We start from the raw sequence: 22,898 nt of genomic DNA, 5'->3' as shown, positions 1-22,898 counted from the left end.
CTCCCACGATCAAGTCCGTCGCCAGAACCCGCTCAGGCCCAGCACGGCCGAAGCCCCCAGGCCGATCCAGGCCAAGCTGTCCCAGATCCCATCCCCGAGCAGCGCGGCGAACAGCCCGACGACACTCAGCAACGCCACCAGCGCCGGCCAGGCGAAGATCCGCCCGGTGCTTTGCGAGTTGTGGCTCATGCCCGCGCCTCCTTCGGTTTGCGCTGCTTGCCCCACCACAGGTACAGGCCACTGCCGAGCACGATGATGGTCAGCACGTCGAGCACGGCCCAGAGAATCTGCATCGGCCGCCCGCCGTAGTCACCGAAATGCAGCGGCTGCGACAGGCCCATGGCGTCCATGTACCACGGACGCTCGCCGACGGCGGTCACCTGGAGCGTGCGGGCGTCGATCAGCACTGGGGTGAACAGGTGCGAGGTCAGCGGCGTGGCGCCGTTCATGAACACCGCGTAGTGGTGCTCGCTGGAGAAACGTGTGCCGGGGAAGGCGATGAAGTCCGGACGCATGCCAGGAGCGGCCTGTTCGGCGATGCGCAGCAGGTCCGTGGCAGGTGCGCGCTCGGTGAGGGGCGGCGCATCGCGGTAGGGCGCGACCATGGCCGCCAGGCTGTCGTTGCGCCAGGCGGCGATGACCAGGTCGGACAGCGCGCTGATCACCCCGGTGACGCCCACCACCAGCGCCCAGCTGAGGGTGACCACGCCGATCAGGTTGTGCAGGTCGAGCCAGCGCAGCCGTGATGATTTTTCGTGGCGCACGGTGGCGAACTTCAGGCGGCGCATGAACGGCGCGTAGAGCACGGTGCCGGAGATGATCGCCAGCACGAACAGCACGCCCATGAAGGCCAGTAGCAGCTTGCCCGGCAGCCCGGCGAGCATGTCCACGTGCAGGCGCAGCATGAGCATCATGAAGCCGCCGTTGGCCGCCGGCATGGCCACCGCCTCGCCGGTGCGGGCGTCGAGCATGAAGGTGTGCGAGTCGTTCGGGTCGGTGCCGGCGGTGGCGGCGGTGATCGCCACCACGCCGTTGGGTTCGTCCTTCTCGTAGCCGAAGTACTGCATCACCTCGCCGGGGCGGTGCTGCTCGGCCTTGAGCACCAGTTGCTGCAGGTCCAGGTGCGGAGTGCCCGGGGGCATTTCACGCAATTCGGGGGCTTCGCCCAGCAGGTGCTCGATTTCGTGGTGAAAGATCAGGGGCAGGCCGGTGAGGGCGAGCAGCAGCAGGAAGAGGGTGCAGATGAGGCTGGTCCAGGTGTGGATCGTTGACCAGCGGCGGATGGTTTGGCTTTTCATCACGGTTGAGCCTTTTGTCTCTATGTAACGCAATCGCGGGGCAAGCCCGCTCCCACGCAGGTGTTTTCATGCGTGGGAGCGGGCTTGCCCCGCGATGGCCATTACCACTTATAGGTGGCGCTGGCGACGACGCTGCGCTGGTCGCCGTAGTAGCAGTAGAAGCTGTCGCAGGTGGAGATGTAGTCCTTGTCGAACAGGTTGGTGGCGTTGAGCGCCACCGACGCGCCCTTGAGGCTGTTGTCCAGGCGGCCGAGGTCGTAGTGCACCGAGGCGTCGAACACCGTGTAGGCGTCGGCCTTGCCCAGCCAGGTGTTGCCCTGGTCGCCATAGGTATTGCCGGTGTAGCGCGCGCCGGCACCGATGCCGAAGCCATCGAGCACGCCGCTGTGCCAGGTGTAGTCGGCCCACAGCGAGGCTTGCTGGTTGGGCATCAGTTGCAGGCGGTTGCCTTTGTACTGGCCTTCCTGCACTTCGGACTTGGCCAGGGTGTAGGCGGCGATCACCTTGAGGTTTTCGGTCACGTCCGAGGTGGCTTCCAGCTCGAGGCCGCGCACCTTCACTTCGCCGGTCTGGCTGGTGACCGGCACCGCGCCGACGAAGCTGGTGACCGAGACGTTCTTCTGGGTCAGGTCATACACCGCTGCGCTGAGCAGGGTATTGGAGCCGGGTGGCTGGTACTTGATGCCCAGCTCCCACTGCTGGCCTTCGGTTGGCTTGAGCGAATTGGTCGAGGTGACGTCGGCCTTGCTGGTGGGCTGGAACGACTCGGCGTACGACAGGTAGGGCACGAAGCCCGAGTCGAACACGTAGCTGATCGCCGCGTTGCCGCTGAACTTGCGGTTGAGCTGGCTGTTGTCGGTGTCGTCCTTGATGAAGTGGGTATCGGTCTTCACCCAGTCCTGGCGCCCGCCCAGGGTCAGGCGCCAGTTGTCCAGGGCCATCTGGTCCTGGATGTACAGGCCGGTCTGGCGGGTTTTCTGGTCGTAGTCGTAGAACGCGTCGGAACGTGGCGGGCGGGTGATGGGCGCGCCGGTCACCGGGTTGTTCACATTGATGTTGGTAGCGGCGCCGAAGATCGCCGTGTAGTTGTTGTTCATGCGCTGGTGGTCCAGGCCGAGCAACAGGGTATGGCTGATGGCGCCCGTGTCGAAGTCGCCCTGCAGGTTGTTGTCGACGGCAAACTGGCTGATGTCCTCGTCGACGTTGGTGGTGCCACGGCCGGTGTTGCCTTCGTCGTCCACGACAAAGCCAAAGGCGGCGAAGGCCGGGTTGTAGCTGCGCACGGTGACGGTCTGGAACGACAGGTCCGACTTGGTGTAGCGCAGGTTCTGGCGGAACTGCCAGACATCGTTGATGCGGTGTTCGAACGCATAACCCAGGGCGTAGTAGGTGCGGTCGTAGAAGTCGTAGTCCGGATCGCCGAGGTTCTTGTGGTGGGAGATATCACCGAACGGCATCGAGATCTTGGTGCCCTGGATCGGGTAGAACTGGCTGGTGACGCCGGTGTCGTCACGGGTGAACTGGCTGAGGAAGGTCAGCTTGGTGTCGTCGTCGATGTTCCAGGTGAGGCTCGGTGCGATGTTGTAGCGCTTGTTCTCGATGTGGTCGATCTGCGTGTCGCTGTCGCGCACCACACCGCTGACGCCATAGAGGAACTGGCCCTGATCGTCGATCTTGCCGGTGCTGGCGAAGTTGATCTGGCGATGGTTGTCGCTGCCGTACTGCACCTGGATCTCGTGGGCGCTTTCGGCTTGCGGGCGGCGGCTGACCATGTCCAGCAGGCCGCCGGGCGGGGTCTGGCCATACACCGACGAGGCCGGGCCGCGCAGCAGGGCCAGGCGGTCGAGGTTCCAGGTTTCGGCTTTCGGGTTGGCGTACACGCCGCGGGGCAGCGGCAGGCCATCGAGGAACTGGGTCGGCTCGAAGCCGCGCACCAGCATCCAGTCATAGCGGGTGTCACTGCCGTAGCTGGCGGAGACGATGCCCGGCATGTATTTCACCGCGTCATCGAGGCTGTGCACGCCGCGGTCGTTCATCTGCTGGCGGGTGGCAACGGAGATCGAACGCGGAGCTTCCACCAGGGCGGTGTCGGTCTTGGTACCGGCGGCGGTGCGCTTGGCGAGGTAGCCGTCCACCGGGCCCCAGGCGCTTTCGCTGTCGCTGGCGGCGTTCACGGTGGTTTCCGGCAGGGCCAGGGCACTGTCGGGGACGGCCGCCAGGCTGTAGCTGCCGGCGCTGCTCTGTTGCAGTTGCAGCCCGGTGCCGCGCAGGGCGGCCTGCAGGGCGCCGAGGGCGTCGTACTGGCCGTTGACCGGGGCCGAGGTACGGCCGCTGACCAGTGCCGGGTCCAGGGCCAGGGTGATACCGGCCTGGCTGGCGATCTGGTTCAGGGTGCTGGCCAGCGGTGCGCCGGGCAGCGCATAGGTGCGCAGGGCCGACTGTTCGGCAGCGAACAGGGCAGGGCTGGCCAACGGGGCGGCCAGGCCGATGGCCAGGGCCATCAGGCTGGGGCGAAGCAAGGTATCAACAGCGCGGGACATGCGGCGGCTCCTCGACGGATAAGTGCTATCTGCTTCCTTGCCGAGTGAGTTTTGAAAAGTGACAGGGGGCTTTGAAAAAAAACCTCAACGGGCCATCGCGGGGCAAGCCCGCTCCCACGCGATGAACCTCAAGGCCGCTCCTGCAGGGGTTGCATTCAGCGTGGGCTGACGGTTACCCACCACGGCGTATGCCGCTCGATCTTCACCGGCAGGACCGGTTGCAGCGAGGCCAGCGCCAGGTCGGTGTTGGTCAGCGGGAAGCTGCCGCTCACGCGCAGGTCGGCGACCTCGTCGGCCACCCCCAGGTGGCCACTGCGGTACTGGCCGAGGGTGGCCACCAGGTCGGCCAGGCGCACGTTGTCGACCACCAGCATGCCGCGGGTCCAGGCATCGGCGCCGACCGCTACCGGGCCGACCGCGCCCAGGCCCTCGGTGCTCATCAGCACTTGCTGGCCTTCGCGCAGGACCTGCTCGTCGCCGCTGTCGCGGGGCTTGGCGGCCACCGACGATTGCAGGACTTCCAGGCGGGTGCCGTCGGCTTCGCGCTTGACCAGGAAACGTGTGCCCAGCGGGCGCAGGCGGCCATCGGCGGTGCGCACTTGCAGTGGGCGGCTGTCCTCGTGCCCGGTTTCCACGGATATCTCGCCCTGGTGCAGCACGATCAGCCGCTGTTCGCCCTTGAAGTCGATATCCACTGCGGTGTGGCTGTTCAGGCTCAGCAGCGTGCCGTCTTCCAGGCGCAGGGTGCGCAGTTCGCCGGTGGCGGTACGTTGGTCGGCCAGCCAGTAGTCCGGCGACAGCGAGGGCATGCCGGCCCAGGCCAGCACACCGCCGAGCAACAGCATGCCGGCCAGCCCGCCGAGGCGTCGGCGCATGCCGGTACGCGACTGCAACAGGGCATGGCGAGCGGGGCCGGCGGCGTTGTTGAAACGCTGGTCGAGCAGGCCCAGTTGCAGCCAGGCGCGGGCATGCTCTTCGTGGGCGGCATGCCAGCGCATGAATTCGTTGCGTTCGTCGGGGCTGCCGCTGCCTTCGTCCAGGCACAGCTTCCAGGCGATGGCGGCGTCCAGCACGGTGCTGGAAACGGGGGTGTTGTTCATGTCGGCTGCCCGTACAGGGCGATGTAGCACTGGCGCATGCCTTGGGCGATGTACTGGCGCACCCGGGAAACCGAAACCCCCAGGCGCTGGGCGATTTCGGCATGGCCGAGGCCGTCCAGGCGGTTGTGCAGGAACGCGGCGCGCGCCTTGCTCGACAGCTTGCCGAGCAGGCGGTCGATGGCCTTGAGGTCTTCGAGGATCAGGTGTTGCAGTTCTGGCGAGGGCTGCTCGGCTTCGGGCAGCAGCGCCAGTTCGGCGAGGTAGGCCTGTTCCAGTGCGGCGCGGCGGAAGTGGTCGAACAGCAGGCCCTTGGCCACGGCAACCAGGAATGCGCGGGGTTCGCGGGGGGCGTCCAGCTGTTCACGGCCGAGCAGGCGCACGAAGGTGTCCTGGCTCAGGTCTTCGGCGCGCTGGCGGCAGGCCGTGCTGCGTTGCAGCCAGGCCAGCAGCCAGCCGCGATGGTCGCGGTACAGCGCGCTGACCAGGTCGGCGTGTGGGCTTTGCGCAGACGTCAAGGAACGTCCCCCGATAAAGAATGCGTTAACTAACGATAATTATTCGCGATTGTGGCAGAGGCAGGGGTGGGGACGCAATTGACGCTTATCGGATTGCCATTACGGTTGGTGGGTTGCCGATGATTTGTGTAGGAGCGGCCTTGCCGGGGCGCCGGACCGGCCGGAAAGGGCTGCGTAGCAGCCCCGGCGATTCTGCATGATGCCGAGATCCTGGGGCCGCTGCGCGGCCCTTTCGCGGCACAAGGCCGCTCCTACAGTCCGTGACTTTGCACTTTGCGCCGACGCCACTGTTTGAGGCGCTGATCCAGCTGCAATGGGCTGTCCAGCTGCTGGCGGCGGGCCTGGCTGAACAGGATCAGGGCCAACTCGGCGGTGACCTGGGCGTCGGCACTGGCATGGTGGCGCGCGGGGACTTCGAGGCCGAAGCGGGCGATCCAGTCATCCAGCCCGGCCTCGCGCAACACGGTGTCGGGGTTGAGCATGGGGGCCAGCTCGGCCACATCGAAGAACGGGTGCTGCAGACGCAGGCCGAGGCTGTCCTTCAGCGCTCGCGCCAGCATGTGCTGGTCGAATGGAGCGTGGAAGGCCAGCACAGGGCTGTCGCCGATGAACGCCATGAGGTCGAGTAACGCTTCGGCCGGGTCACTGCCGGCGGCCAGGGCGCTGGGGCCGAGGCCGTGGATCAGCACGCTGGCGTTGGTCTTCTGCTCGGGGCGGTGCAGGGTGCGCTCGAACTGCTGGCCGAGGTCGATGGCACCGTCCTCTATGGCCACCGCGCCGATCGACAGCACCTGGTCGCGGTTGAGGTTCAGGCCGCTTGTCTCCAGGTCGAGCACCACCCAGCGCTGCTCACGCAGCGAGCATACGGCCAGTGGCGCAGGCCCAGGCAGGCTGGCCAGGCGCTGGCGCAGGTGCTCGTCCAGCGTGGGCGCCGGTGGGCGCAGCCAGGCGAACAGGTTCATAGCTGGTACCGCAAGGCCAGGTTGCTTTGCAGGCGCTGGGCCTGGCGCAGGGATTCGCGCAGGATGCGCCGGTCCAGGTGGTTGAGGCTGTCCGGGTCGAGGCGGTTGGAGTAGGCCAGGTTGGCGCGGGTCTGGCGCTGGTGCTGCTGCATGCGGGTCTGCTGGATGAAGTGGTAGGCCTCTTCGAAGGCGGCGCCGTCGAGGGCGTCGATGACGCCCTTGGCGACCAGCTCGCGCAGGCGCTCGAGGGTGTTGCAGGCCTTGATGCCATGGGCCAGGGCCAGCAGCCGCGCCCCGTCGACGAAGGGCGTCAGGCCCTGCACCTTGAGGTCGAGGGTGGCGGCCTTGTCGTCACCCTGGCGGGTCAGCACGAACTCGCGCAGGCGCCCCACCGGCGGGCGCTGGCGCAGGGCGTTGTCGGCCATCATGCGCTGGAAGATGCGGTTGTCGGCCACCTGCTCCAGCACGCCCTGGCGCAACTGTTCACAGCCCTGTTCATCGCCCCACACCACGCGCAGGTCGAAGTAGATGCTCGAGCCCAACAGGTTCTCTGGGCTGGCCTCGCGCACGAAGCCGGCGAAGCGCCGCGCCCACTCGCTGCGCGACAGGCACAGCTCGGGGTTGCCGGCCATCACGTTGCCCTTGCACAGGGTGAAGCCGCACTGGGCGAGGTTGTGGTTGATGTACTGGGCCAGCGGCAACAGCTTGGCGCGGATGGCGTCGGCCTCGGCGCGGTCGCGGGCTTCGAAGAGGATGCCGTTGTCCTGGTCGGTGTGCAGGGTCTGTTCGCGGCGGCCTTCGCTGCCGAAGCACAGCCAGCTGAACGGCACGCCGGGGTCGCCGCGCTCGGCGATGGCCAGTTCGATCACCCGGCACACGGTGTGGTCGTTGAGCAGGGTGATGATCTGGGTGATCTGGGTCGAGGAGGCGCCGTGGGCGAGCATGCGTTCGACCAGTTGGCCGATCTCGCCACGCAGCGACACCAGGCTGTCCAGCCGCGGGGCGTGGCGGATGGTGCGCGCCAGGTGCACCAGGTCGACCCGTTGCAGGGAGAACAGGTCGCGCTCGGAAATCACCCCGCACAGGCGCTGGTTGTCCACCAGGCAGACGTGGGCGATATGCCGTTCGGTCATGGCCATGGCGGCGTCGAAGGCGCTGGCCTGGGGGCTCAGGTAGAACGGCTTGGCGGTCATGTAGCGTTCGATCGGCGCAGTCAGCTCGGCGCTGGCATCGGCCACCACCTGGCGCAGGTCGCGCAGGGTGAAGATACCGGTGGGGTAGCGTTGCGGGTCGACGATGACGATGCTCCCGACCTGGTGTTCGTGCATCAAGCGCACCGCTTCGCGCAGGGGCGTGTCGGGGCTGCACACCACGGGATGGCGCATGGCCAGTTCGCCCAGCGGGGTGTTCAGCGAGTACTGGGTGCCCAAGGTCTCGACCGCTTTCTGGCGCACCTGCTGGTTGACCTGGTCGAGCAGGCTGCTGACCCCGCGCAGGGCGAAGTCGCGGAACACGTCGGACAGCGAGAACACGCGGATGAACGCGGCTTTGTTCAATTGCAGGCAGAAGGTGTCTTCGCCCGCCAGGTGCTCGGTACGGGTGGCGCGCTCGCCCAACAGCGCGGCCAGCGGGAAGCACTCGCCGCCGGTGATCTCGAAGGTGGTCTCGGTGCCCGGCCGGGTGACATGCTGGCGCTCGCCGACCACACGGCCCTGCTTGACGATGTAGAAGTGCTCGACCGGGCCGTCGCTGGGCTTGATGATACTTTCGCCAGCCGCGTAGAAGCGCAGCTGGCACTGCTCCACCAGGTAGGCCAGGTGGCTCTGTTCCATCTGGTTGAACGGCGCAAAGCGCTGCAGCAACTGCAGGGTGCCCTGGATGTTCTGCTGCACTGCTGTCCTGCCGGCCTGGGTGTAGGCGTCCTTTTTGCTCATGAAGCTGACCGTTTCGCTACGCCGAACTATATATATCTATCTATAGGGCTCGGCTTTGTTGTTCTCGGCCTCCATGGTCGGCTGGCCGCCTTTTGGTGCCCATTGGACGTAAGTCTAGAGGCACTGATGGCAAGGCCCCGACGAAAGGCGAACCGGGTGGTATGGGTTTAGGGTCTTAAGGTTTGAGCGAGATTTTCGACGAGACGACCATGGCTGAGCATGACGACATTCTGAGTGACGCCGAGCGTGAGGCGTTGGCCGTGGTGAGCGCGCCGGTGGCGCCCAAACCGGTGGTGCTGGTGGTGGATGACAACCCGGTGAACAGCCAGGCGCTGAGCTTGTACCTGAAAAGCCGGGGCATCGACTGCATGACCGCCGACGGCGCGCAGGAGGCAATGTTGAAGCTGCATTACGAGCGTCGGATTGCGCTGATGATCACTGATTTGCGCATGGAGCCGAAGGATGGCCTGGAGTTGATCCAGCAAATCCGGGCGTCGACGCGGGCTGACTTGCCGATCGTTGTGGTGTCTGGGGAGTCGGAAGTGTCCGAGGCCGTCAAGGCAATGCACTTGGGCGTGGTGGACTTTCTGGTGAAACCCCTGGATGGCGACAAGTTGCAGGCGTTGCTTGGGCTGGTCAAGCGGGAGCTGAAACTGGAGCAGGGTTGAAAACGATCGCGGGGCAAGCCCGCTCCCACGCCATTACCCCATTTTCAGGATTGGGCGTGGGAGCGGGCTTGCCCCGCGATGCGTTGCTGGCTAGTTACAGCCCGTTACGCGCCTTGAACTCGCGGCGACGACGGTGCAGCACTGGCTCGGTGTAGCCGTTCGGCTGCTTGGCGCCTTCAACCACCAGCTCGATCGCTGCCTGGAACGCGATGTTGTCATCGAAGTTCGGCGCCATCGGGCGGTACTGGGCATCGCCGGCGTTCTGCTTGTCCACCACCGCGGCCATGCGCTTGAGGCTTTCCAGCACCTGCTCCTGGGTGACCACACCATGGCGCAGCCAGTTGGCCAGCAGTTGGGCCGAGATGCGCAGGGTGGCGCGGTCTTCCATCAGGCCGACGTCGTTGATGTCCGGCACCTTCGAGCAGCCCACGCCGTGGTCGATCCAGCGCACCACGTAGCCGAGGATGCCCTGGGCGTTGTTGTCCAGCTCGTTGCGGATCTCGTCGGCCGACCAGTTGGTGTCGGCGGCCAGCGGGATGGTCAGGATGTCGTCCACCGAAGCCGGGGTGCGCTGGGCCAGCTCGCGCTGACGAGCCTGCACGTCGACCTTGTGGTAGTGCAGGGCGTGCAGGGTGGCGGCGGTCGGCGATGGCACCCAGGCGGTGTTGGCGCCGGCCAGTGGGTGGGCGATCTTCTGCTCGAGCATCGCGGCCATCAGGTCGGGCATGGCCCACATGCCTTTGCCGATCTGCGCACGGCCTTGCAGGCCGGTGGCCAGGCCCACGTCGACGTTGTTGTTCTCGTAGGCGCCGATCCACTTCTCGTTCTTCATGGCGCCCTTGCGCACCACGGCGCCGGCTTCCATGGAGGTGTGGATTTCGTCACCGGTGCGGTCGAGGAAGCCGGTGTTGATGAACACCACGCGCTCGGCGGCGGCCTTGATGCAGGACTTGAGGTTGACCGTGGTGCGGCGCTCCTCGTCCATGATGCCGACCTTGACGGTGTTGCGCTTCATGCCCAGCAGGTCTTCGACGCGGCTGAAGATTTCGGCGGCGAAGGCCACTTCTTCCGGGCCGTGCATCTTCGGCTTGACGATGTACACGCTGCCGCTGCGGGTGTTCTTGCGGCTGGTGTTGCCGTTGAGGTTGTGCAGGGCGATCAGGTTGGTGAACAGGCCGTCCTGGATGCCTTCGGGGATTTCGTTGCCCTGGGCGTCGAGGATCGCCGGGTTGGTCATCAGGTGACCGACGTTGCGCACGAACAGCAGCGAACGGCCGTGCAGGGTGACGCTGCCGCCGTTGGGGGCTGCGTACTCGCGGTCCGGGTTCATGGTGCGGGTGAAGGTCTTGCCGCCTTTGCTCACGTTCTCGGCCAGGTCGCCTTTCATCAGGCCCAGCCAGTTGCGGTAGACGATCACCTTGTCGGCGGCGTCGACGGCGGCGACCGAGTCTTCGCAGTCCATGATGGTGGTCAGCGCCGATTCCATCAGGATGTCCTTCACGCCGGCGGCGTCGGTGCTGCCGACCGGGGTGCTGGCATCGACCTGGATCTCGAAGTGCAGGCCGTTGTGCTTGAGCAGCACGGCGGTCGGTGCGGCGGCATCGCCGTGGAAACCGATCAGTTGGGCGTCGTCACGCAGGCCGCTGTTGCTGCCGCCCTTGAGGGCCACGACCAGCTTGCCGGCTTCGATGCGGTAGGCGGTGGAGTCGACGTGAGAGCCTGCCGCCAGCGGCGCGGCTTCGTCGAGGAAGGCGCGGGCGAAGGCGATCACTTTGTTGCCACGCAGCTTGTTGTAGCCCTGGCCCTTTTCAGCGCCGCCTTCATCGCTGATCGCGTCGGTGCCGTACAGCGCGTCATACAGCGAGCCCCAGCGGGCGTTGGCGGCGTTCAGGGCGAAACGCGCGTTCATCACCGGCACCACCAGCTGTGGGCCGGCCATGTGAGCGATTTCTTCGTCGACGTTTTGCGTGGTGGCCTGGAAATCGTCTGCTTGTGGCAGCAGGTAGCCGATTTCCTGGAGGAATGCTTTGTAGGCTGCGGCGTCATGGGCCTGGCCTTTGCGTGCCTGGTGCCAGGCATCGATCTTGGCTTGCAGCTCGTCGCGCTTGGCGAGCAGGGCTTTGTTCTTGGGAGCGAGGTCTTTGATGATCTCTGCCGCCCCGGCCCAGAACTTTTCGGCTTCGATGCCGGTTCCAGGGATCGCTTCGTTATTGACGAAGTCGTACAGGGCCTTGGCGACCTGAAGGCCACCGACTTGAACGTATCCAGTCATTGCTTGCCTCACCTCTGCTCAGCTATTTCGCTTTCGCTCTTCTGTATTAAGCCTGTAGCGCTTCTCTAAACACGGCACCAGTGCATGCACTCGCTGGGCGAGCGCGGCTGGGTGCGGCTCGCCAGACTGGCTGGCGGGCGGTTCGCGTATTTTCACAGGCGCCTTGGCAGACATCCAAACGACGCTTTGTAGTCCGCGTCGACGCATACTACATGAAGCAGCAGGCAGGTAAACATCAGACTAAAAGCGTCGCTGCGTGACCGATAAGTCGCGTATGGTCACGCCGGGAGAGAGTATGTTCGCAAAAAACAGGTGGATTGTTCCAGATAAATCTTGAAACAGTACACGATTGGTCGGCGAGACTGTCCTGCGGCAGGTTGCCGCGCCTTGCCTATACTGATTCGGTCCCTGTTGTTCGGCCGTTTGACACGGCCCTGACCGAACCTGAAGGAGTGGCCTGTGGACCATCTCGTACTCACCGTGATCGCCCCCGACAAGGCCGGGCAGGTCGAACGTATTGCCCAGTGCATCGCCGATCACAGCGGCAACTGGCTGGAGAGCCGCATGTCGCGCATGGCCGGGCAGTTCGCCGGGATCCTGCGGGTGGCGGTGCCTGCAGAGAACTACGACGAACTGGTCGAGTCGCTCAATAAACTGTCGAAATACGATATTCGCGTGCTGATCGCCGAGAGCGGCATCGAGCCGTCCTGCACCTGGAGGCCGATCGCCATGGAGCTGGTGGGCAACGACCGGCCAGGCATTGTCCGTGATATCACCCGCTTGCTGGCGGAGCAAGGGGTCAACGTCGAGCGTTTGAGCACCGAGGTAAGGCCGGCGCCGATGAGCAGCGAGCCGCTGTTCCATGCCGATGCCCTGCTGGCGTTGCCGTTGACCTTGTCGTTGGATGATTTGCAGAAGCGGCTGGAGAGCCTGGCGGATGATTTGATGGTGGAGTTGAAGTTGCGGCCGGAGGATTGACTGCAGGCCATCGCGGGGCAAGCCCGCTCCCACAAGTGCCCCCGTGATCGGGTTATCCCGATTTAACGGGGACGCTCCTGTGGATAACCTGGGGGCGCTACGCTGGAGGCCAGTAACGGCAAGGCCTGGCGATATTTGAGCAAAAAACATCCACTAATCAGTAGCTTGTGCACAAACCACGGGGACGAGGGTGTGGATAACCTCTGGAGCGCTTGCTGCAGGCCGCGCACCGCATGGCCTGCAGGGGTTTGAGCATTATTTGATCAGCCGCGCTTGCGCAAACTGATCCAGGCATCGACGCTGTAAACGGCCAGGCCCGCCCAGATACAGGCGAAAGCCATCAACGTGCTCGGCGACAAATGCTCGCCAAACAGCAGCACCGCCTGCAGCAGCACCAGGGTCGGCGCCAGATACTGCAGGAAGCCCAGGGTGGTGTACGGCAAGTGACGGGCGGCGGCGTTGAAGCACACCAACGGCACCAGGGTCACCGGGCCGGCGGCGATCAGCCACAGCGCTTCGCTGCTGCTGAAGAAGTCCAGGCTGGCGCTGTTGGCGGTAGGGTGCAGCAGCAGCCAGCCGATGGCCAATGGCACCAGCATCCAGGTTTCCACCACCAGCCCCGGCAACGCGGCCACTGGCGCCTGTTTACGAATCAAACCATAGAAGCCGAACGACAGCGCCAGTGCCAGCGACACCCATGGCAGGCTGCCGACCTGCCACACCTGCTGTGCCACACCCAATGCCGCCAGCCCTACCGCCAGCCATTGCAGACGGCGCAGGCGCTCGCCGAGCAGCAGCATGCCCAGCAGTACGTTGATCAGCGGGTTGATGTAGTAGCCAAGGCTGGCTTCGAGCATGCGCCCGTTGTTCACGGCCCAGACGTAAGTCAGCCAGTTGCCGGCGATCAGCGTGCCGCTCAGGGCCAGGATGGCCAGGCGGCGCGGGTTGTCGCGCAGTTCGCGCCACCAGCCGGGGTGTTTCCACACCAGTAGCAACAACGAGCCGAACAGCGCCGACCACAGCACCCGGTGGACGATGATTTCCACCGCCGGGACGCTCTGGATGGCTTTGAAGTACAGGGGGAACAGGCCCCAGATTATGTAGGCGCCGAGGCCCAGAAGGTACCCGCGGCGCGGGTTGGCGGCGTGCATGCAGAATCCTTGCTTAGGTAGCTAAATAACGCGACGCCTATTGTAGGCAGAGGCGGCTGCGCTTCTAGAACAATTTCAACGGTTGTTCATCCAGCGCAGCCATCTGTTCGCGCAGAGCGAGGATCTGGTCGCCCCAGTAACGCGGCTGGCCGAACCAGGGGAAGCTCGGCGGGAACGCCGGGTCGTCCCAGCGCCGCGCCAGCCAGGCACTGTAGTGCAACTGGCGCAGGGCGCGCAGTGGCTCGATCAGGGCCAGTTCGCGCGGGTCGAAATCGTGGAATTCGTTGTAGCCGTCGATCAGTTCGGCCAACTGGCCCAGGCGCTCTTCGCGGCTGCCGGCGAGCATCATCCACAGGTCTTGTACCGCCGGGCCCATGCGGCAATCGTCGAGGTCGACTACGTGGTAGGCCTCGTCGCGGTGCATCAGGTTGCCGGGGTGCAGGTCGCCGTGCAGGCGGATGGTCTGGTGAGGGGTGCGGGCGTAGATGTCCTCGACTCTTTTGAGCAGGTCGCGGGCCACGGACTCGAAGGCCGGCAGCAATTCACGCGGGACGAAGCCGCCGTCCAGCAGGGTGTCCAGCGAGGCATGGCCAAAGTTATCCACCGCAAGGTGTTCGCGGTGCACGAACGGCCGGGTGGCGGCGACGGCGTGCAGGCGCCCGAGCAACTGGCCAAGGCGGTAGAGCTGGTCAAGGTTGCCGGGCTCCGGGGCATGGCCGCCACGGCGTGGGAACAGGGCAAAGCGGAAGCTGCCGTGCTCGAACAGAGAACGGCCTTCGTGTTGCAGCGGCGCCACCACAGGTACTTCGCAGTCGGCCAGCTCGGCGCTGAAGGCGTGTTCTTCGAGGATGGCCGCATCGCTCCAGCGCCCAGGGCGATAGAACTTGGCGATCAGCGGCTGCGCGTCCTCGATGCCCACCTGGTACACGCGGTTTTCGTAGCTGTTGAGTGCCAGCACCCGGGCGTCACTGAGAAAACCCAGGCTTTCCACGGCATCGAGCACGAGGTCGGGGGTGAGGGTGTCGAAGGGGTGGGACATGGGGGCTCCAGGCACGGGGACAGCGTAGGCGCATGGTAGCGCATCCGGCCCGGGCTCATCGCCTGCTGGAGGGCGCGGCGGTGGCTTACCTGACATTTTTGCCAGTACCCACATCCGGCGTACTGATTTAGCGTGCAGGTCAATCGCTCGCGCAGCCAGGTCGTAGCGTTCGAACGGTCAGACCCCGGTCGGTCCAGCTGGAGGGCCAGGTACCGGGCAGTCGCCACGTCATGATGCGTGGCTTCGACTTGGAGAAGCTCCATGCGCCGTCTTGTTGCGTTCTGCCTTGCGTCATTGCTGGTCGTCGGGTTGGTGATGGGCTACCTGGCATACACATCTCGGCCCCCGAAAAACCCTGAGCCTAATCAGCAGGCGACACCTGAGCAGTGCCAGGCCGAGCGTTTTTCGCTGCCTGCAGAGAACGCCGGCAAGTACGCCAATGGGGCGCTGGTCACCAATACCAACCATGCCGGCCAGGAGCATGCCTACGAGTGCAAGGTGGCGGGGTGGTGCAACCAGATCCCCTACGCCCCCTTGCTCCAAGCACAATGGACAAGAAATCTGGCCCAATGCCTGGGGCGACCTCGGCGAGTGCGTCGCGCAACCCAAGGTCAACAGCCTGACACTGTCCTTCGAGACCGTTGTCGGCAAGGTGCCGTTCAAGACCACGGCCAAGGGTGTCGGCCCGCAGAACGAGCGCAACCTGCAGGTGACTGGCCTGCTGCGCTGCAAGGGCGAGGAAATTCCGTTCTCGGCCATGTCCACCGAGGAGCTGACCCTGAGCGACCTCAAGCCTTGCCGCTACGACCTGATCGTGAATGCGGCGCAGGGCTACCTGCCGCTGACCACGCCGGATCAGATCGAGTTCAAGGAGGGAGAGCCCGAGCAGAAGGTCTTTGCGGTCAAGTTCCGCCAGCCGCTCGATCTGCAGAAACTGGTGACCCTGCCGGGCGTGAAGATCGAGCTGTTCGCCACCGGGTTGTTCCAGCCCCGGCAAATGGCCATGGGCAACAAGGTGCTGTATGTGGGCTCCAGCGCAATTCCGGTGTATCTCTACGAACGTAAGACCGCTGGCGCCATCTATGCGTTGCCGTTGGACGATGCCGGCAAGCCCACGGGCATCTACGTACTGGCCAGCGGGCTCGAAGAGCCGCATGGCGTGGTGTATCGCGACGGTGACCTGTACTTCTCCACGTCCGGCAAGCTGTACCGCGTGCGCAACGTCGACCAGCACTACCGCGATGCCAGCCCCGAGGCGGTGCTGGACTTCCCGGCCGATGGCCGCGATTTCCCGTTGCTGCGGCCAGGGCAGCGCATCTGGCACCAGAAGCACCCGTTGCAGTTCAACCCCCTCGACAGCACCGACAAGGCGCTGTACACGGCTGTCGGTATCCCCTGCAACAGCTGCATCATTCCGGCCGACGCACGCTATGGCACCATGCTGCGCTACGACTTGCAGACCGGTGCGTCGAAGGTGATCGCCAAGGGTGTACGCAACGCCGTGGGTTTTGCCTGGGGCGAGCAAGGCAACCTCTGGTTCGGTGACAACAACCGTGACACTTACCCTAACTCCGACGAGATCAACATGATCCCCAAGGAACAGCAGGCGGGTGAGCCACTGCATTTCGGCGTGCCTTACTTCTACGGGCGCGACACCCCCGGTTTCACGGCGCAAGAGTACCAGGAGCCTGGCTCGATCACGCCACCGCTGGCTGACGGCGCAATCGTCTCCGACAAACCCTTGCATCAGCTCAAGCCGGAGGACTACCGGGCCCCAGCTTATGAGCTCGGCAGCAACACCGCGCCGTTGGGAATCGCGTTCTGGAGGGGCTTCTACAACGATACGCAACCCGGCAAGACCTACGAGCGCTTGTTGGTGGCCGTGCATGGCACTGGCTTGAAAGCGAGCCCTGGTATGGAGCTGCGCATGCTCAACGTCGAAAACGACAGCAAGGTGGTCAGCCAGATACCGCTGGTGACCGGCTGGGGCGGCTCGACGGAAGCGTTCAACGTGTATTGCCTGGATGATTCCTGCCTGGGACGACCAACCGACATGTTGGTGCTGGGCGACAACTCGCTGCTGGTGTCCGACGACCTGGCCGGCGTGATTTACCGCATCACCTTCGACCCGCGACAGCTCACCGGCAAGGCGTCGCTGCAACTGCGACCGACCGAGGCGCCCAATGAGCAAGTGCGGCCGCTGATGATCAGCGGCACGCTGACCGACGACAAAGGGGGGCGTCGTCGCTTCGATGTAGCGTGGGGCAACAAGCCACTGTTCATCATGGGCCTGGGAACAGGGCACTACACGATCACACTCGACAACGTCGGTGAGCTGATCCCCAAGACCCGGCAGACACAGGTAGCGCTGGTCGATGGTACTGCGCTGCAGAGCATCGATCTGGAGTACATGGAGCGACCACCGTTCGAACCGATCCAGGCCACCCTGGTGGCACCTGCCAGGCCCACTGCCAGTGGCAATGTGTCCGAGCAGTGGGAGGTTACCCTGATCGAGAACGGCAGCGCGCGGACTGTCAGCGTGCCATGGGGCGGTCAGGAGATCTTGTTGCTGTCGGTGGGCGATCACACCTTCAACTTCCCCTACTACCAGGGACAGTTGCCGGAACCCACCCAACAGGTGGTGAGCATCGTCGTACAGAGCAAGGACCCGGTCACTGTGACGGCGCGCTATCAAGCCGTGCCTGAGCTGGGCAAGCAACTGGTGGCAACGACCTGCTCCAATTGCCATACCGTGCAGTATTTCCAGGACGCCAACCGGGCGATCAACTGGAGCCTGGCGGGCCGTGAGGCACTGGTGCAGCAGATTCGCGGCATGAGCGTGCGCGGTCATTGCGACGCCTCGTGCGCGGGGCAGATTGCCGACTACTTTTACGACGACCTGTGGGCCGGCTACCTGGACCCCGGCCAGGCCTACGGCAAACGCCAGTTGCGCCTGTTGACCCGGGACGAGTACCTCAACAGCGTGCGTGACCTGTTCGGCGTCGAGTTGCAGGCCGACGAACTGCCTGCCAACAAGTTCGATCGACACTTCAAGTACCCCGGCGAGGCTGATCGAGGGGTGATTCAGGCAGATGACCTGAAGACCCTGTACGACGTTGCCTGGAAAGTGGCCAGGGAGGCCAGCAACAGCGTGGCCGACCTGAGCGTCGAGGCGCTGGGGCACCGAGTGTTCCGCAGGCCGCTGACCAGTGATGAGCGCAGTCGCTATGAGCGCTTGCTGGCCGAACATGATCGGGCCTCGCTGGTGGCCGCGATGTTGTTGTCGCCGCACTTCCTCTACCGCTCCGAGCTTGGGGTGGCCGCTGGCAAGGATGCCAGTTACCCATTGACGGCTAACGAGCGGGCAACCGCGCTCTCCTACACACTGTTGGGCACTACCCCCAACGACGAGCTGATGACGGAGGCAGAAGCGGGTAAGTTGGAAACGCCCGCGCAAATCGGTGCGGTGGCCGAGCGGCTGCTGAAAGAACCGCAGGGGGCCGTACAGTTCAACCGCTTCATCAGCTACTACCTGAGAACCGATCGTGGCAGCCAGGAAAAGCCCGGGCTGAGCGAGGCTGTGATCAAGAGCATGCAGGCCGAGCAGGCGGCGCTGGTGGGGCAGGTGATTGCCGACGGTGGTTCGTTCGAGGCGCTGTTCAACCCTGGCTATACCTACGTCGACAAGGGCCTGGCCAGGCATTACGGCCTGGCGGAACCGGCGGGTAGCGGTATGCAGCGGCTGCAAGTGGACGACAAGCGCGGCGGGCTGTTGCACTTGGGCATCACCCAGGCGGCCAACTCCGACTACCAGGTCACCTCGCTGGTCAAGCGCGGCATCATGATTCGCGAGCAGCTGCTGTGCCGCGAGTTCGGTGCACCGGTGGATGCCGACCCGGTGGAGCCGCAGTACCCGCCCAAGGCCATCAGTACGCGTGAGCGGTGGGACCTGGTCAACGGGGAGCACGCGTCCGAGGGACGCTGCTGGCAGTGCCACAAGTACATGAACGACACAGGTTCGAGCATGGAGCACTACGACGCTGCCGGACGTTACCGTGACCAGGAACAGGCCTACAACCACGCCCAGTATCCGGTGAATGTACCGATCGACGCGGCCGGTCCATTCATCAGCAACACCGGCGCCGAGGAGTGGGGGCCGGTCGGCAACGTACGCGACCTTGCCCGCCTGCTGCCGGGTAACAGCACGGCGCAGACCTGCATGGCCGACAGCTACTTCCGCTTCATGTTCGGCAACAAGGTTTCGGGCGGCTCCGTGGGCACCCTGAAGGCCGCCTCTCAGTCGCTCAAGGACAATGGCTCGCTGATCCAGATGATTCGCGAACTGGCCACTTCACCTGTGTTCCTCAACCGCCACGAGGAGAACTGACATGGACCTTCTCAAGAGTCGCCGGCGTTTCCTGATGCAGCTGGCCGCGGCCGGTACCTTGCTGCCGCTCAGCAGCAGCGGGTTCGCGCAGTATCTGTTGCAAGGGCAGCGGCAGGAGCCACGGTTGAAGGTGGTGTTTTTCATCGTCCCGGACGGGCTGGCGGTGGATGCCTACAGTGGTGCCGAGCACAATGGCAAAGGGCTGTGGTTCCCCAGTGCGCAGGGGGAGGATACGGCGGACTTCGAACTTAACGAGGTCAGCAGGGAACTGGCGGACTATCGCGCGCAGTCGTTGTACCTGCAGGGCATCATCCTGGCGAGCGGCACTGGAGGGCACAACGGTTGGTTGTACGCCATGCGTGACAGCCAGGGCAGCAAGAGTTCCATCGACCGTATTCTCGGCGATGCCATGCCCGGTAACCAACCTGCGCACCGCAGTCTGTTCGCGGGGCCGCATGCGGGCATCGATGGCACACCCTGGTATGTGTCGTGGGAGGGCGACAAGATCCGCACGCCGCAGCAGAACCCGGTACGGCTTTACGAGTCAGTTTTCGGTGGTGCTACCCGTGAGGCGCGCGATCGTCAGTTGCGCAATGCCCATGTATTCGACCCCATCCGTGCCGATATCGCCGAGCTGCGCGGACGCGTGGCCGGCGCGCAGCGGGCCAAACTGGAAACGCATCTGGATGCGCTGGAGCAGGTGGCCAAGGACCTGGAGGAGGCCGTGCCTTCGCTGTGCGAGCCGGTGCGGCCGGAGGAGCACCCGATCAGTTCCGCGCAGTATCGCAACCAGATCCAGGCGGCCCATCACCAGGTGGTAGCCACAGCGCTGGGATGCGGTGTGACCCGCGTGGCCACGATTCAGGTTGGACGCTCGGCGGAGTCGCTGAATATTCTCGATGTGAGCGCCAGTACCAACCCCCATGACTGTGCCCACCGATACGCCGGTGAGGCGGTCTGGAAAGGTTCCCGGCAATGGTATGTGCGTCAGGCGAAACTGTTCATGGATGAGCTGGCCAAGCATGCCGACCCCGATGTGCCGGGCGACAATCTGCTCAAGCACACCCTGGTGGTGCTGACCAGCGAGATGGCCGACGGTGCCCCGGAGCACATGCTGAACATGCCCATCGTACTGATGGGCGGCGCCAGTGGCCTGTTGCGCAACGGCACCGGCAATGGCCGCTATTTCAACATCAAGGCGCAAGGTGACCGGCCGCACTGGACCGGTGGCAAGTACGTGGACATGCAACGCATCTGGGCCACGATCGCCCGGGCGGCCGGCACCACGGTGCCCTATGCCGGCGATGTGTCACCGGTGACCGGCATCTTCAGCAACGTGAGCTAGTCACGCCGGCACCCCCAGCAGTACGAACGAGGGCTGGAACTGCACCCGGACTCCGGCGTCGGTGCCCAGCCCCTGGGCTGCCAGCCATTCGGCCTCGGCGAAGGCACACAGGGTTTGCCCGTTGCCCAGGCTCAGGTGGACTTCGCTCGGGCCGTAGCTGGCTGCCAGTACTTCGCTGATGCTCGTCTGCAGGCAGTTGCTACCGGGTTCGGGGGTGTCTGCGTCAGCCAGCAGGTGCACCCAGCCAGCCTTGAGCAAGGCCACCACCGGGCTGCCCAGAGTCAGGCCCAGGTGTTCGGTGCTGTCCTGGGTAATCAGCGCTTCGATCTCGAGGCCGCCGCCCAGGGCCAGGCTGACCCGATCGTAGCGGCCTTCGCGGCGCAGGCCGCTGACCTGCCCCTGCAATTGATTGCGCGCACTGGTGCGCAACATCAGGCGGCCGAGCAGGTCGAGGTCGCTGCTGTGCTCGGCGGCTTCCAGCAGTTCGCTCTGCAGCGCCTGCAGACGCTGGTACAGGCGCAATACCCGTTCCCCCTCTGCCGACAACCGCGCGCCACCACCGCCACGGCCCCCGGTGCTGCGTTCCACCAATGGCTGCGTGGCCAGGTTGTTGAGCTCGTCGATGGCGTCCCAGGCGGCCTTGTAGCTGATGCCGGCGGCCTTGGCGGCGCGGGTGATCGAGCCTTGTTCGGCCACATGCTGCAGCAGGGCGATGCGCTGTGGGCGGCGGGCGATGTGCTGGGTGAGTAGGGCGGGCAGGGACATGGGCGGGTTTCGGTTGTGCGGAAGATTGCCCGACGTTGCCGCCCGCACCCGGTCAAGTCAAGCCTGATCGGGCCGGGGCGTGCGCGCCAGGCAATAGATGTCGACGCGCCGGGCGCCCTGTTTGCGCAGCAGGCTGGCGATGGCCTGGGCGGTGGCGCCGGTGGTCAGCACATCATCGATTACCGCCAGGTGCAGGCCTTCGACTTCTGCGCCCGGAGCGAGGGAAAAGGCCTGGCGCAGGTTGCGCCGCCGGGCCTTGGCCCCCAGGGCCTGCTGGGCCTGGGTGTCGCGCGTGCGTTCGAGAAGCTGTTCATCGCAGGGCAGTTGCAGTTGAGTGGCCAGCCAGCGGGCCAGCATCCCCGCCTGGTTGAAGCCGCGTTGGCGCAGGCGGCGGCTGGCCAGGGGGACGGGCAACAACCGATCTGGCCGCGGCAGGTGTTCGTTGAAGCGATGCTCCAGGGCCTGGCCGAGCAACTGCGCCATCAGGCGGCCCAGCGGCCACTGGCTGTTGTGCTTGAAGCGACTGATCAGGCTGTCGACCGGAAAGCCGTAATGCCACAACGCAACGACCTGCTGGAATGCCGGTGCGCGGCGCCGGCAGCTGGCGCAGGCAAAGCCGTCCATCGGCAGTGGCAGCGCGCAGCGGCGGCACTGTTCCTGGAGCCAGGGCAGTTCGCTTTCGCAGGCCATGCACAGTGGCCAGGGCTGTTGCGCGGGTTCGTCGCAAAGCAAGCAGTTGTGATCAATATTTATACACTTGTAAACCAGTGATTTTATGTTTGGTTGACAGTTCATGGTCCTTCCGTGACTATGCGGGCTATCCGTGATGCGCTGGCGGGCTTTCCTGTCCCGGCGTCAGTCAGACCATAGATAAGGAAACGCCGATGAGCGCCAGCACAATTGCAACCACACGTCACGACTGGTCCCTGGCCGAGGTCAAGGCGCTGTTCCAGCAGCCTTTCAACGACCTGCTGTTCCAGGCGCAGACCATGCATCGCGCGCACTTCGACCCCAACCGCGTGCAGGTATCGACCTTGCTGTCGATCAAGACCGGCGCCTGCCCGGAAGACTGCAAGTACTGCCCGCAGTCCGGCCACTACAACACCGGGCTGGAAAAACAGAAGCTGATGGAAGTGCAGAAGGTGCTGGAAGAAGCCGCCCGGGCCAAGGCCATCGGCTCCACCCGGTTCTGCATGGGCGCTGCGTGGAAGCACCCGTCGGCCAAGGACATGCCCTACGTGCTGGAGATGGTCAAAGGGGTCAAGGCCATGGGCCTGGAAACCTGCATGACCCTCGGCAAGCTCGACCAGGAGCAGACCCAGGCCCTGGCCCAGGCCGGCCTGGACTACTACAACCACAACCTCGATACCTCGCCGGAGTTCTACGGCAGCATCATCACCACCCGCACCTACAGCGAGCGCCTGCAGACCCTGGCCTACGTACGTGATGCCGGCATGAAGATCTGCTCCGGCGGCATCCTCGGCATGGGCGAGTCGCTGGACGACCGCGCAGGCCTGCTGATCCAGCTGGCCAACCTGCCTGAGCACCCGGAATCGGTGCCGATCAACATGCTGGTAAAAGTCGCCGGCACGCCGTTGGCTGAAGAGGAAGATGTCGACCCGTTCGATTTCATCCGCATGCTGGCCGTGGCCCGCATCCTCATGCCCAAGTCCCACGTGCGCTTGTCCGCCGGCCGTGAACAGATGAACGAGCAGATGCAGGCCCTGGCCTTCATGGCTGGCGCCAACTCGATCTTCTACGGCGAAAAACTGCTGACCACCGCCAACCCGCAGGCCGACAAGGACATGCAGCTGTTCGCTCGCCTCGGCATCAAGCCCGAAGCCCGCGAGGAGCACGCCGACGAAGTGCATCAGGCCGCCATCGAGCAGGCAGTGGTCGAGCAGCGCAACAGCGCACTGTTCTACGACGCAGCCTCGGCCTGAG

The 22,898-nt window shown here is 64.8% G+C and carries 17 protein-coding genes; 5 read left to right on the top strand and 12 right to left on the bottom strand.

Features of this window, described 5'->3' with window-relative positions:
• Positions 1-9 precede the first annotated feature (9 nt).
• The 7 genes from RTH46_RS02440 to RTH46_RS02410 all read right to left on the bottom strand — a co-directional run bounded on the left by RTH46_RS02440 (position 10) and on the right by RTH46_RS02410 (position 8,349).
• Positions 10-189, bottom strand: coding sequence for a hypothetical protein (locus RTH46_RS02440; RefSeq protein WP_153786039.1), 180 nt, complete (start codon positions 187-189; stop codon positions 10-12).
• The gene (locus tag RTH46_RS02435) at positions 186-1,298 is read right to left on the bottom strand and encodes a PepSY-associated TM helix domain-containing protein (RefSeq protein ID WP_153786038.1); all 1,113 of its coding nucleotides are present in this window, start codon (positions 1,296-1,298) and stop codon (positions 186-188) included. The genes RTH46_RS02440 and RTH46_RS02435 overlap by 4 nt, the downstream gene beginning before the upstream one ends.
• Before the next feature lie 101 nt (positions 1,299-1,399).
• On the bottom strand, positions 1,400-3,838 hold the full coding sequence (locus RTH46_RS02430) for a TonB-dependent siderophore receptor (protein ID WP_316904977.1): 2,439 nt from the start codon (positions 3,836-3,838) through the stop codon (positions 1,400-1,402).
• Between the two features lie 155 nt (positions 3,839-3,993).
• The gene (locus RTH46_RS02425; protein WP_153786036.1) at positions 3,994-4,938 is read right to left on the bottom strand and encodes a FecR domain-containing protein; all 945 of its coding nucleotides are present in this window, start codon (positions 4,936-4,938) and stop codon (positions 3,994-3,996) included.
• Positions 4,935-5,453 carry an RNA polymerase sigma factor gene (locus tag RTH46_RS02420; protein WP_153786035.1) on the bottom strand — a complete coding sequence of 173 codons (519 nt, stop codon included), beginning with the start codon at positions 5,451-5,453 and terminating at the stop codon, positions 4,935-4,937. The genes RTH46_RS02425 and RTH46_RS02420 overlap by 4 nt, the downstream gene beginning before the upstream one ends.
• Before the next feature lie 251 nt (positions 5,454-5,704).
• Positions 5,705-6,415: a PolC-type DNA polymerase III gene (locus tag RTH46_RS02415; RefSeq protein WP_153786034.1), complete on the bottom strand. Its 711-nt coding sequence runs from the start codon at positions 6,413-6,415 to the stop codon at positions 5,705-5,707.
• On the bottom strand, positions 6,412-8,349 hold the full coding sequence (locus RTH46_RS02410; RefSeq protein ID WP_316904976.1) for a DUF294 nucleotidyltransferase-like domain-containing protein: 1,938 nt from the start codon (positions 8,347-8,349) through the stop codon (positions 6,412-6,414). Before RTH46_RS02410 ends, RTH46_RS02415 begins: the two co-directional genes overlap by 4 nt.
• A 209-nt stretch (positions 8,350-8,558) precedes the next feature.
• On the opposite strand from RTH46_RS02410, the gene RTH46_RS02405 reads away from it, so the two are divergent.
• Entirely contained in the window at positions 8,559-9,017 is a 459-nt protein-coding gene (locus tag RTH46_RS02405; RefSeq protein WP_153786032.1) for a PleD family two-component system response regulator, read from the top strand.
• A gap of 94 nt (positions 9,018-9,111) precedes the next feature.
• On the opposite strand, the gene RTH46_RS02400 is transcribed toward RTH46_RS02405, so the two are convergent.
• Positions 9,112-11,289: a malate synthase G gene (locus RTH46_RS02400; protein ID WP_316904975.1), complete on the bottom strand. Its 2,178-nt coding sequence runs from the start codon at positions 11,287-11,289 to the stop codon at positions 9,112-9,114.
• Positions 11,290-11,748: 459 nt separating this feature from the next.
• Between RTH46_RS02400 and RTH46_RS02395 the strand changes: the two genes are divergently transcribed.
• Entirely contained in the window at positions 11,749-12,267 is a 519-nt protein-coding gene (locus RTH46_RS02395) for a glycine cleavage system protein R (protein WP_153786030.1), read from the top strand.
• Between the two features lie 263 nt (positions 12,268-12,530).
• Here the strand turns inward: RTH46_RS02395 and rarD are convergent, their stop codons facing one another.
• The gene (gene rarD, locus RTH46_RS02390; RefSeq protein ID WP_316904974.1) at positions 12,531-13,418 is read right to left on the bottom strand and encodes an EamA family transporter RarD; all 888 of its coding nucleotides are present in this window, start codon (positions 13,416-13,418) and stop codon (positions 12,531-12,533) included.
• Between the two features lie 64 nt (positions 13,419-13,482).
• Positions 13,483-14,457, bottom strand: coding sequence for a serine/threonine protein kinase (locus tag RTH46_RS02385; protein ID WP_153786028.1), 975 nt, complete (start codon positions 14,455-14,457; stop codon positions 13,483-13,485).
• Between the two features lie 481 nt (positions 14,458-14,938).
• Here RTH46_RS02385 and RTH46_RS02380 point away from each other — a divergent pair, with 481 nt between their 5' ends.
• On the top strand, positions 14,939-18,844 hold the full coding sequence (locus tag RTH46_RS02380) for a DUF1592 domain-containing protein (protein WP_316904973.1): 3,906 nt from the start codon (positions 14,939-14,941) through the stop codon (positions 18,842-18,844).
• Between the two features lies 1 nt (position 18,845).
• Positions 18,846-20,189 carry a DUF1552 domain-containing protein gene (locus RTH46_RS02375; protein WP_316904972.1) on the top strand — a complete coding sequence of 448 codons (1,344 nt, stop codon included), beginning with the start codon at positions 18,846-18,848 and terminating at the stop codon, positions 20,187-20,189.
• Here RTH46_RS02375 and RTH46_RS02370 read toward each other — a convergent pair whose 3' ends face one another.
• Together RTH46_RS02370 and RTH46_RS02365 are read right to left on the bottom strand one after the other, a co-directional pair.
• Entirely contained in the window at positions 20,190-20,954 is a 765-nt protein-coding gene (locus RTH46_RS02370) for a TOBE domain-containing protein (RefSeq protein ID WP_316904971.1), read from the bottom strand.
• 57 nt (positions 20,955-21,011) lie between these two features.
• A complete protein-coding gene (locus RTH46_RS02365; protein ID WP_153786024.1) occupies positions 21,012-21,749 on the bottom strand; it encodes a ComF family protein in 738 nt (245 codons plus the stop codon).
• A gap of 89 nt (positions 21,750-21,838) precedes the next feature.
• On the opposite strand from RTH46_RS02365, the gene bioB reads away from it, so the two are divergent.
• On the top strand, positions 21,839-22,897 hold the full coding sequence (bioB, locus tag RTH46_RS02360; protein ID WP_153786023.1) for a biotin synthase BioB: 1,059 nt from the start codon (positions 21,839-21,841) through the stop codon (positions 22,895-22,897).
• Position 22,898: the final 1 nt, after the last annotated feature.

This window comes from Pseudomonas sp. zfem004 (genome assembly GCF_032621715.1).
GTDB lineage: Bacteria > Pseudomonadota > Gammaproteobacteria > Pseudomonadales > Pseudomonadaceae > Aquipseudomonas > Aquipseudomonas sichuanensis.
This window is presented reverse-complemented; position numbering and strand designations above follow the sequence as displayed.

Excerpts from the sequence above, each read along its gene's own strand:
- RTH46_RS02440 (WP_153786039.1), bottom strand. The coding sequence starts at position 189 with ATGAGCCACAACTCGCAAAGCACCGGGCGGATCTTCGCCTGGCCGGCG.
- RTH46_RS02435 (WP_153786038.1), bottom strand. The coding sequence starts at position 1,298 with ATGAAAAGCCAAACCATCCGCCGCTGGTCAACGATCCACACCTGGACC.
- RTH46_RS02430 (WP_316904977.1), bottom strand. The coding sequence starts at position 3,838 with ATGTCCCGCGCTGTTGATACCTTGCTTCGCCCCAGCCTGATGGCCCTG.
- RTH46_RS02425 (WP_153786036.1), bottom strand. The coding sequence starts at position 4,938 with ATGAACAACACCCCCGTTTCCAGCACCGTGCTGGACGCCGCCATCGCC.
- RTH46_RS02415 (WP_153786034.1), bottom strand. The coding sequence starts at position 6,415 with ATGAACCTGTTCGCCTGGCTGCGCCCACCGGCGCCCACGCTGGACGAG.
- RTH46_RS02410 (WP_316904976.1), bottom strand. The coding sequence starts at position 8,349 with ATGAGCAAAAAGGACGCCTACACCCAGGCCGGCAGGACAGCAGTGCAG.
- RTH46_RS02405 (WP_153786032.1), top strand. The coding sequence starts at position 8,559 with ATGGCTGAGCATGACGACATTCTGAGTGACGCCGAGCGTGAGGCGTTG.
- RTH46_RS02400 (WP_316904975.1), bottom strand. The coding sequence starts at position 11,289 with ATGACTGGATACGTTCAAGTCGGTGGCCTTCAGGTCGCCAAGGCCCTG.
- rarD (WP_316904974.1), bottom strand. The coding sequence starts at position 13,418 with ATGCACGCCGCCAACCCGCGCCGCGGGTACCTTCTGGGCCTCGGCGCC.
- RTH46_RS02385 (WP_153786028.1), bottom strand. The coding sequence starts at position 14,457 with ATGTCCCACCCCTTCGACACCCTCACCCCCGACCTCGTGCTCGATGCC.
- RTH46_RS02380 (WP_316904973.1), top strand. The coding sequence starts at position 14,939 with ATGCCTACGAGTGCAAGGTGGCGGGGTGGTGCAACCAGATCCCCTACG.
- RTH46_RS02375 (WP_316904972.1), top strand. The coding sequence starts at position 18,846 with ATGGACCTTCTCAAGAGTCGCCGGCGTTTCCTGATGCAGCTGGCCGCG.
- RTH46_RS02370 (WP_316904971.1), bottom strand. The coding sequence starts at position 20,954 with ATGTCCCTGCCCGCCCTACTCACCCAGCACATCGCCCGCCGCCCACAG.
- RTH46_RS02365 (WP_153786024.1), bottom strand. The coding sequence starts at position 21,749 with ATGAACTGTCAACCAAACATAAAATCACTGGTTTACAAGTGTATAAAT.
- bioB (WP_153786023.1), top strand. The coding sequence starts at position 21,839 with ATGAGCGCCAGCACAATTGCAACCACACGTCACGACTGGTCCCTGGCC.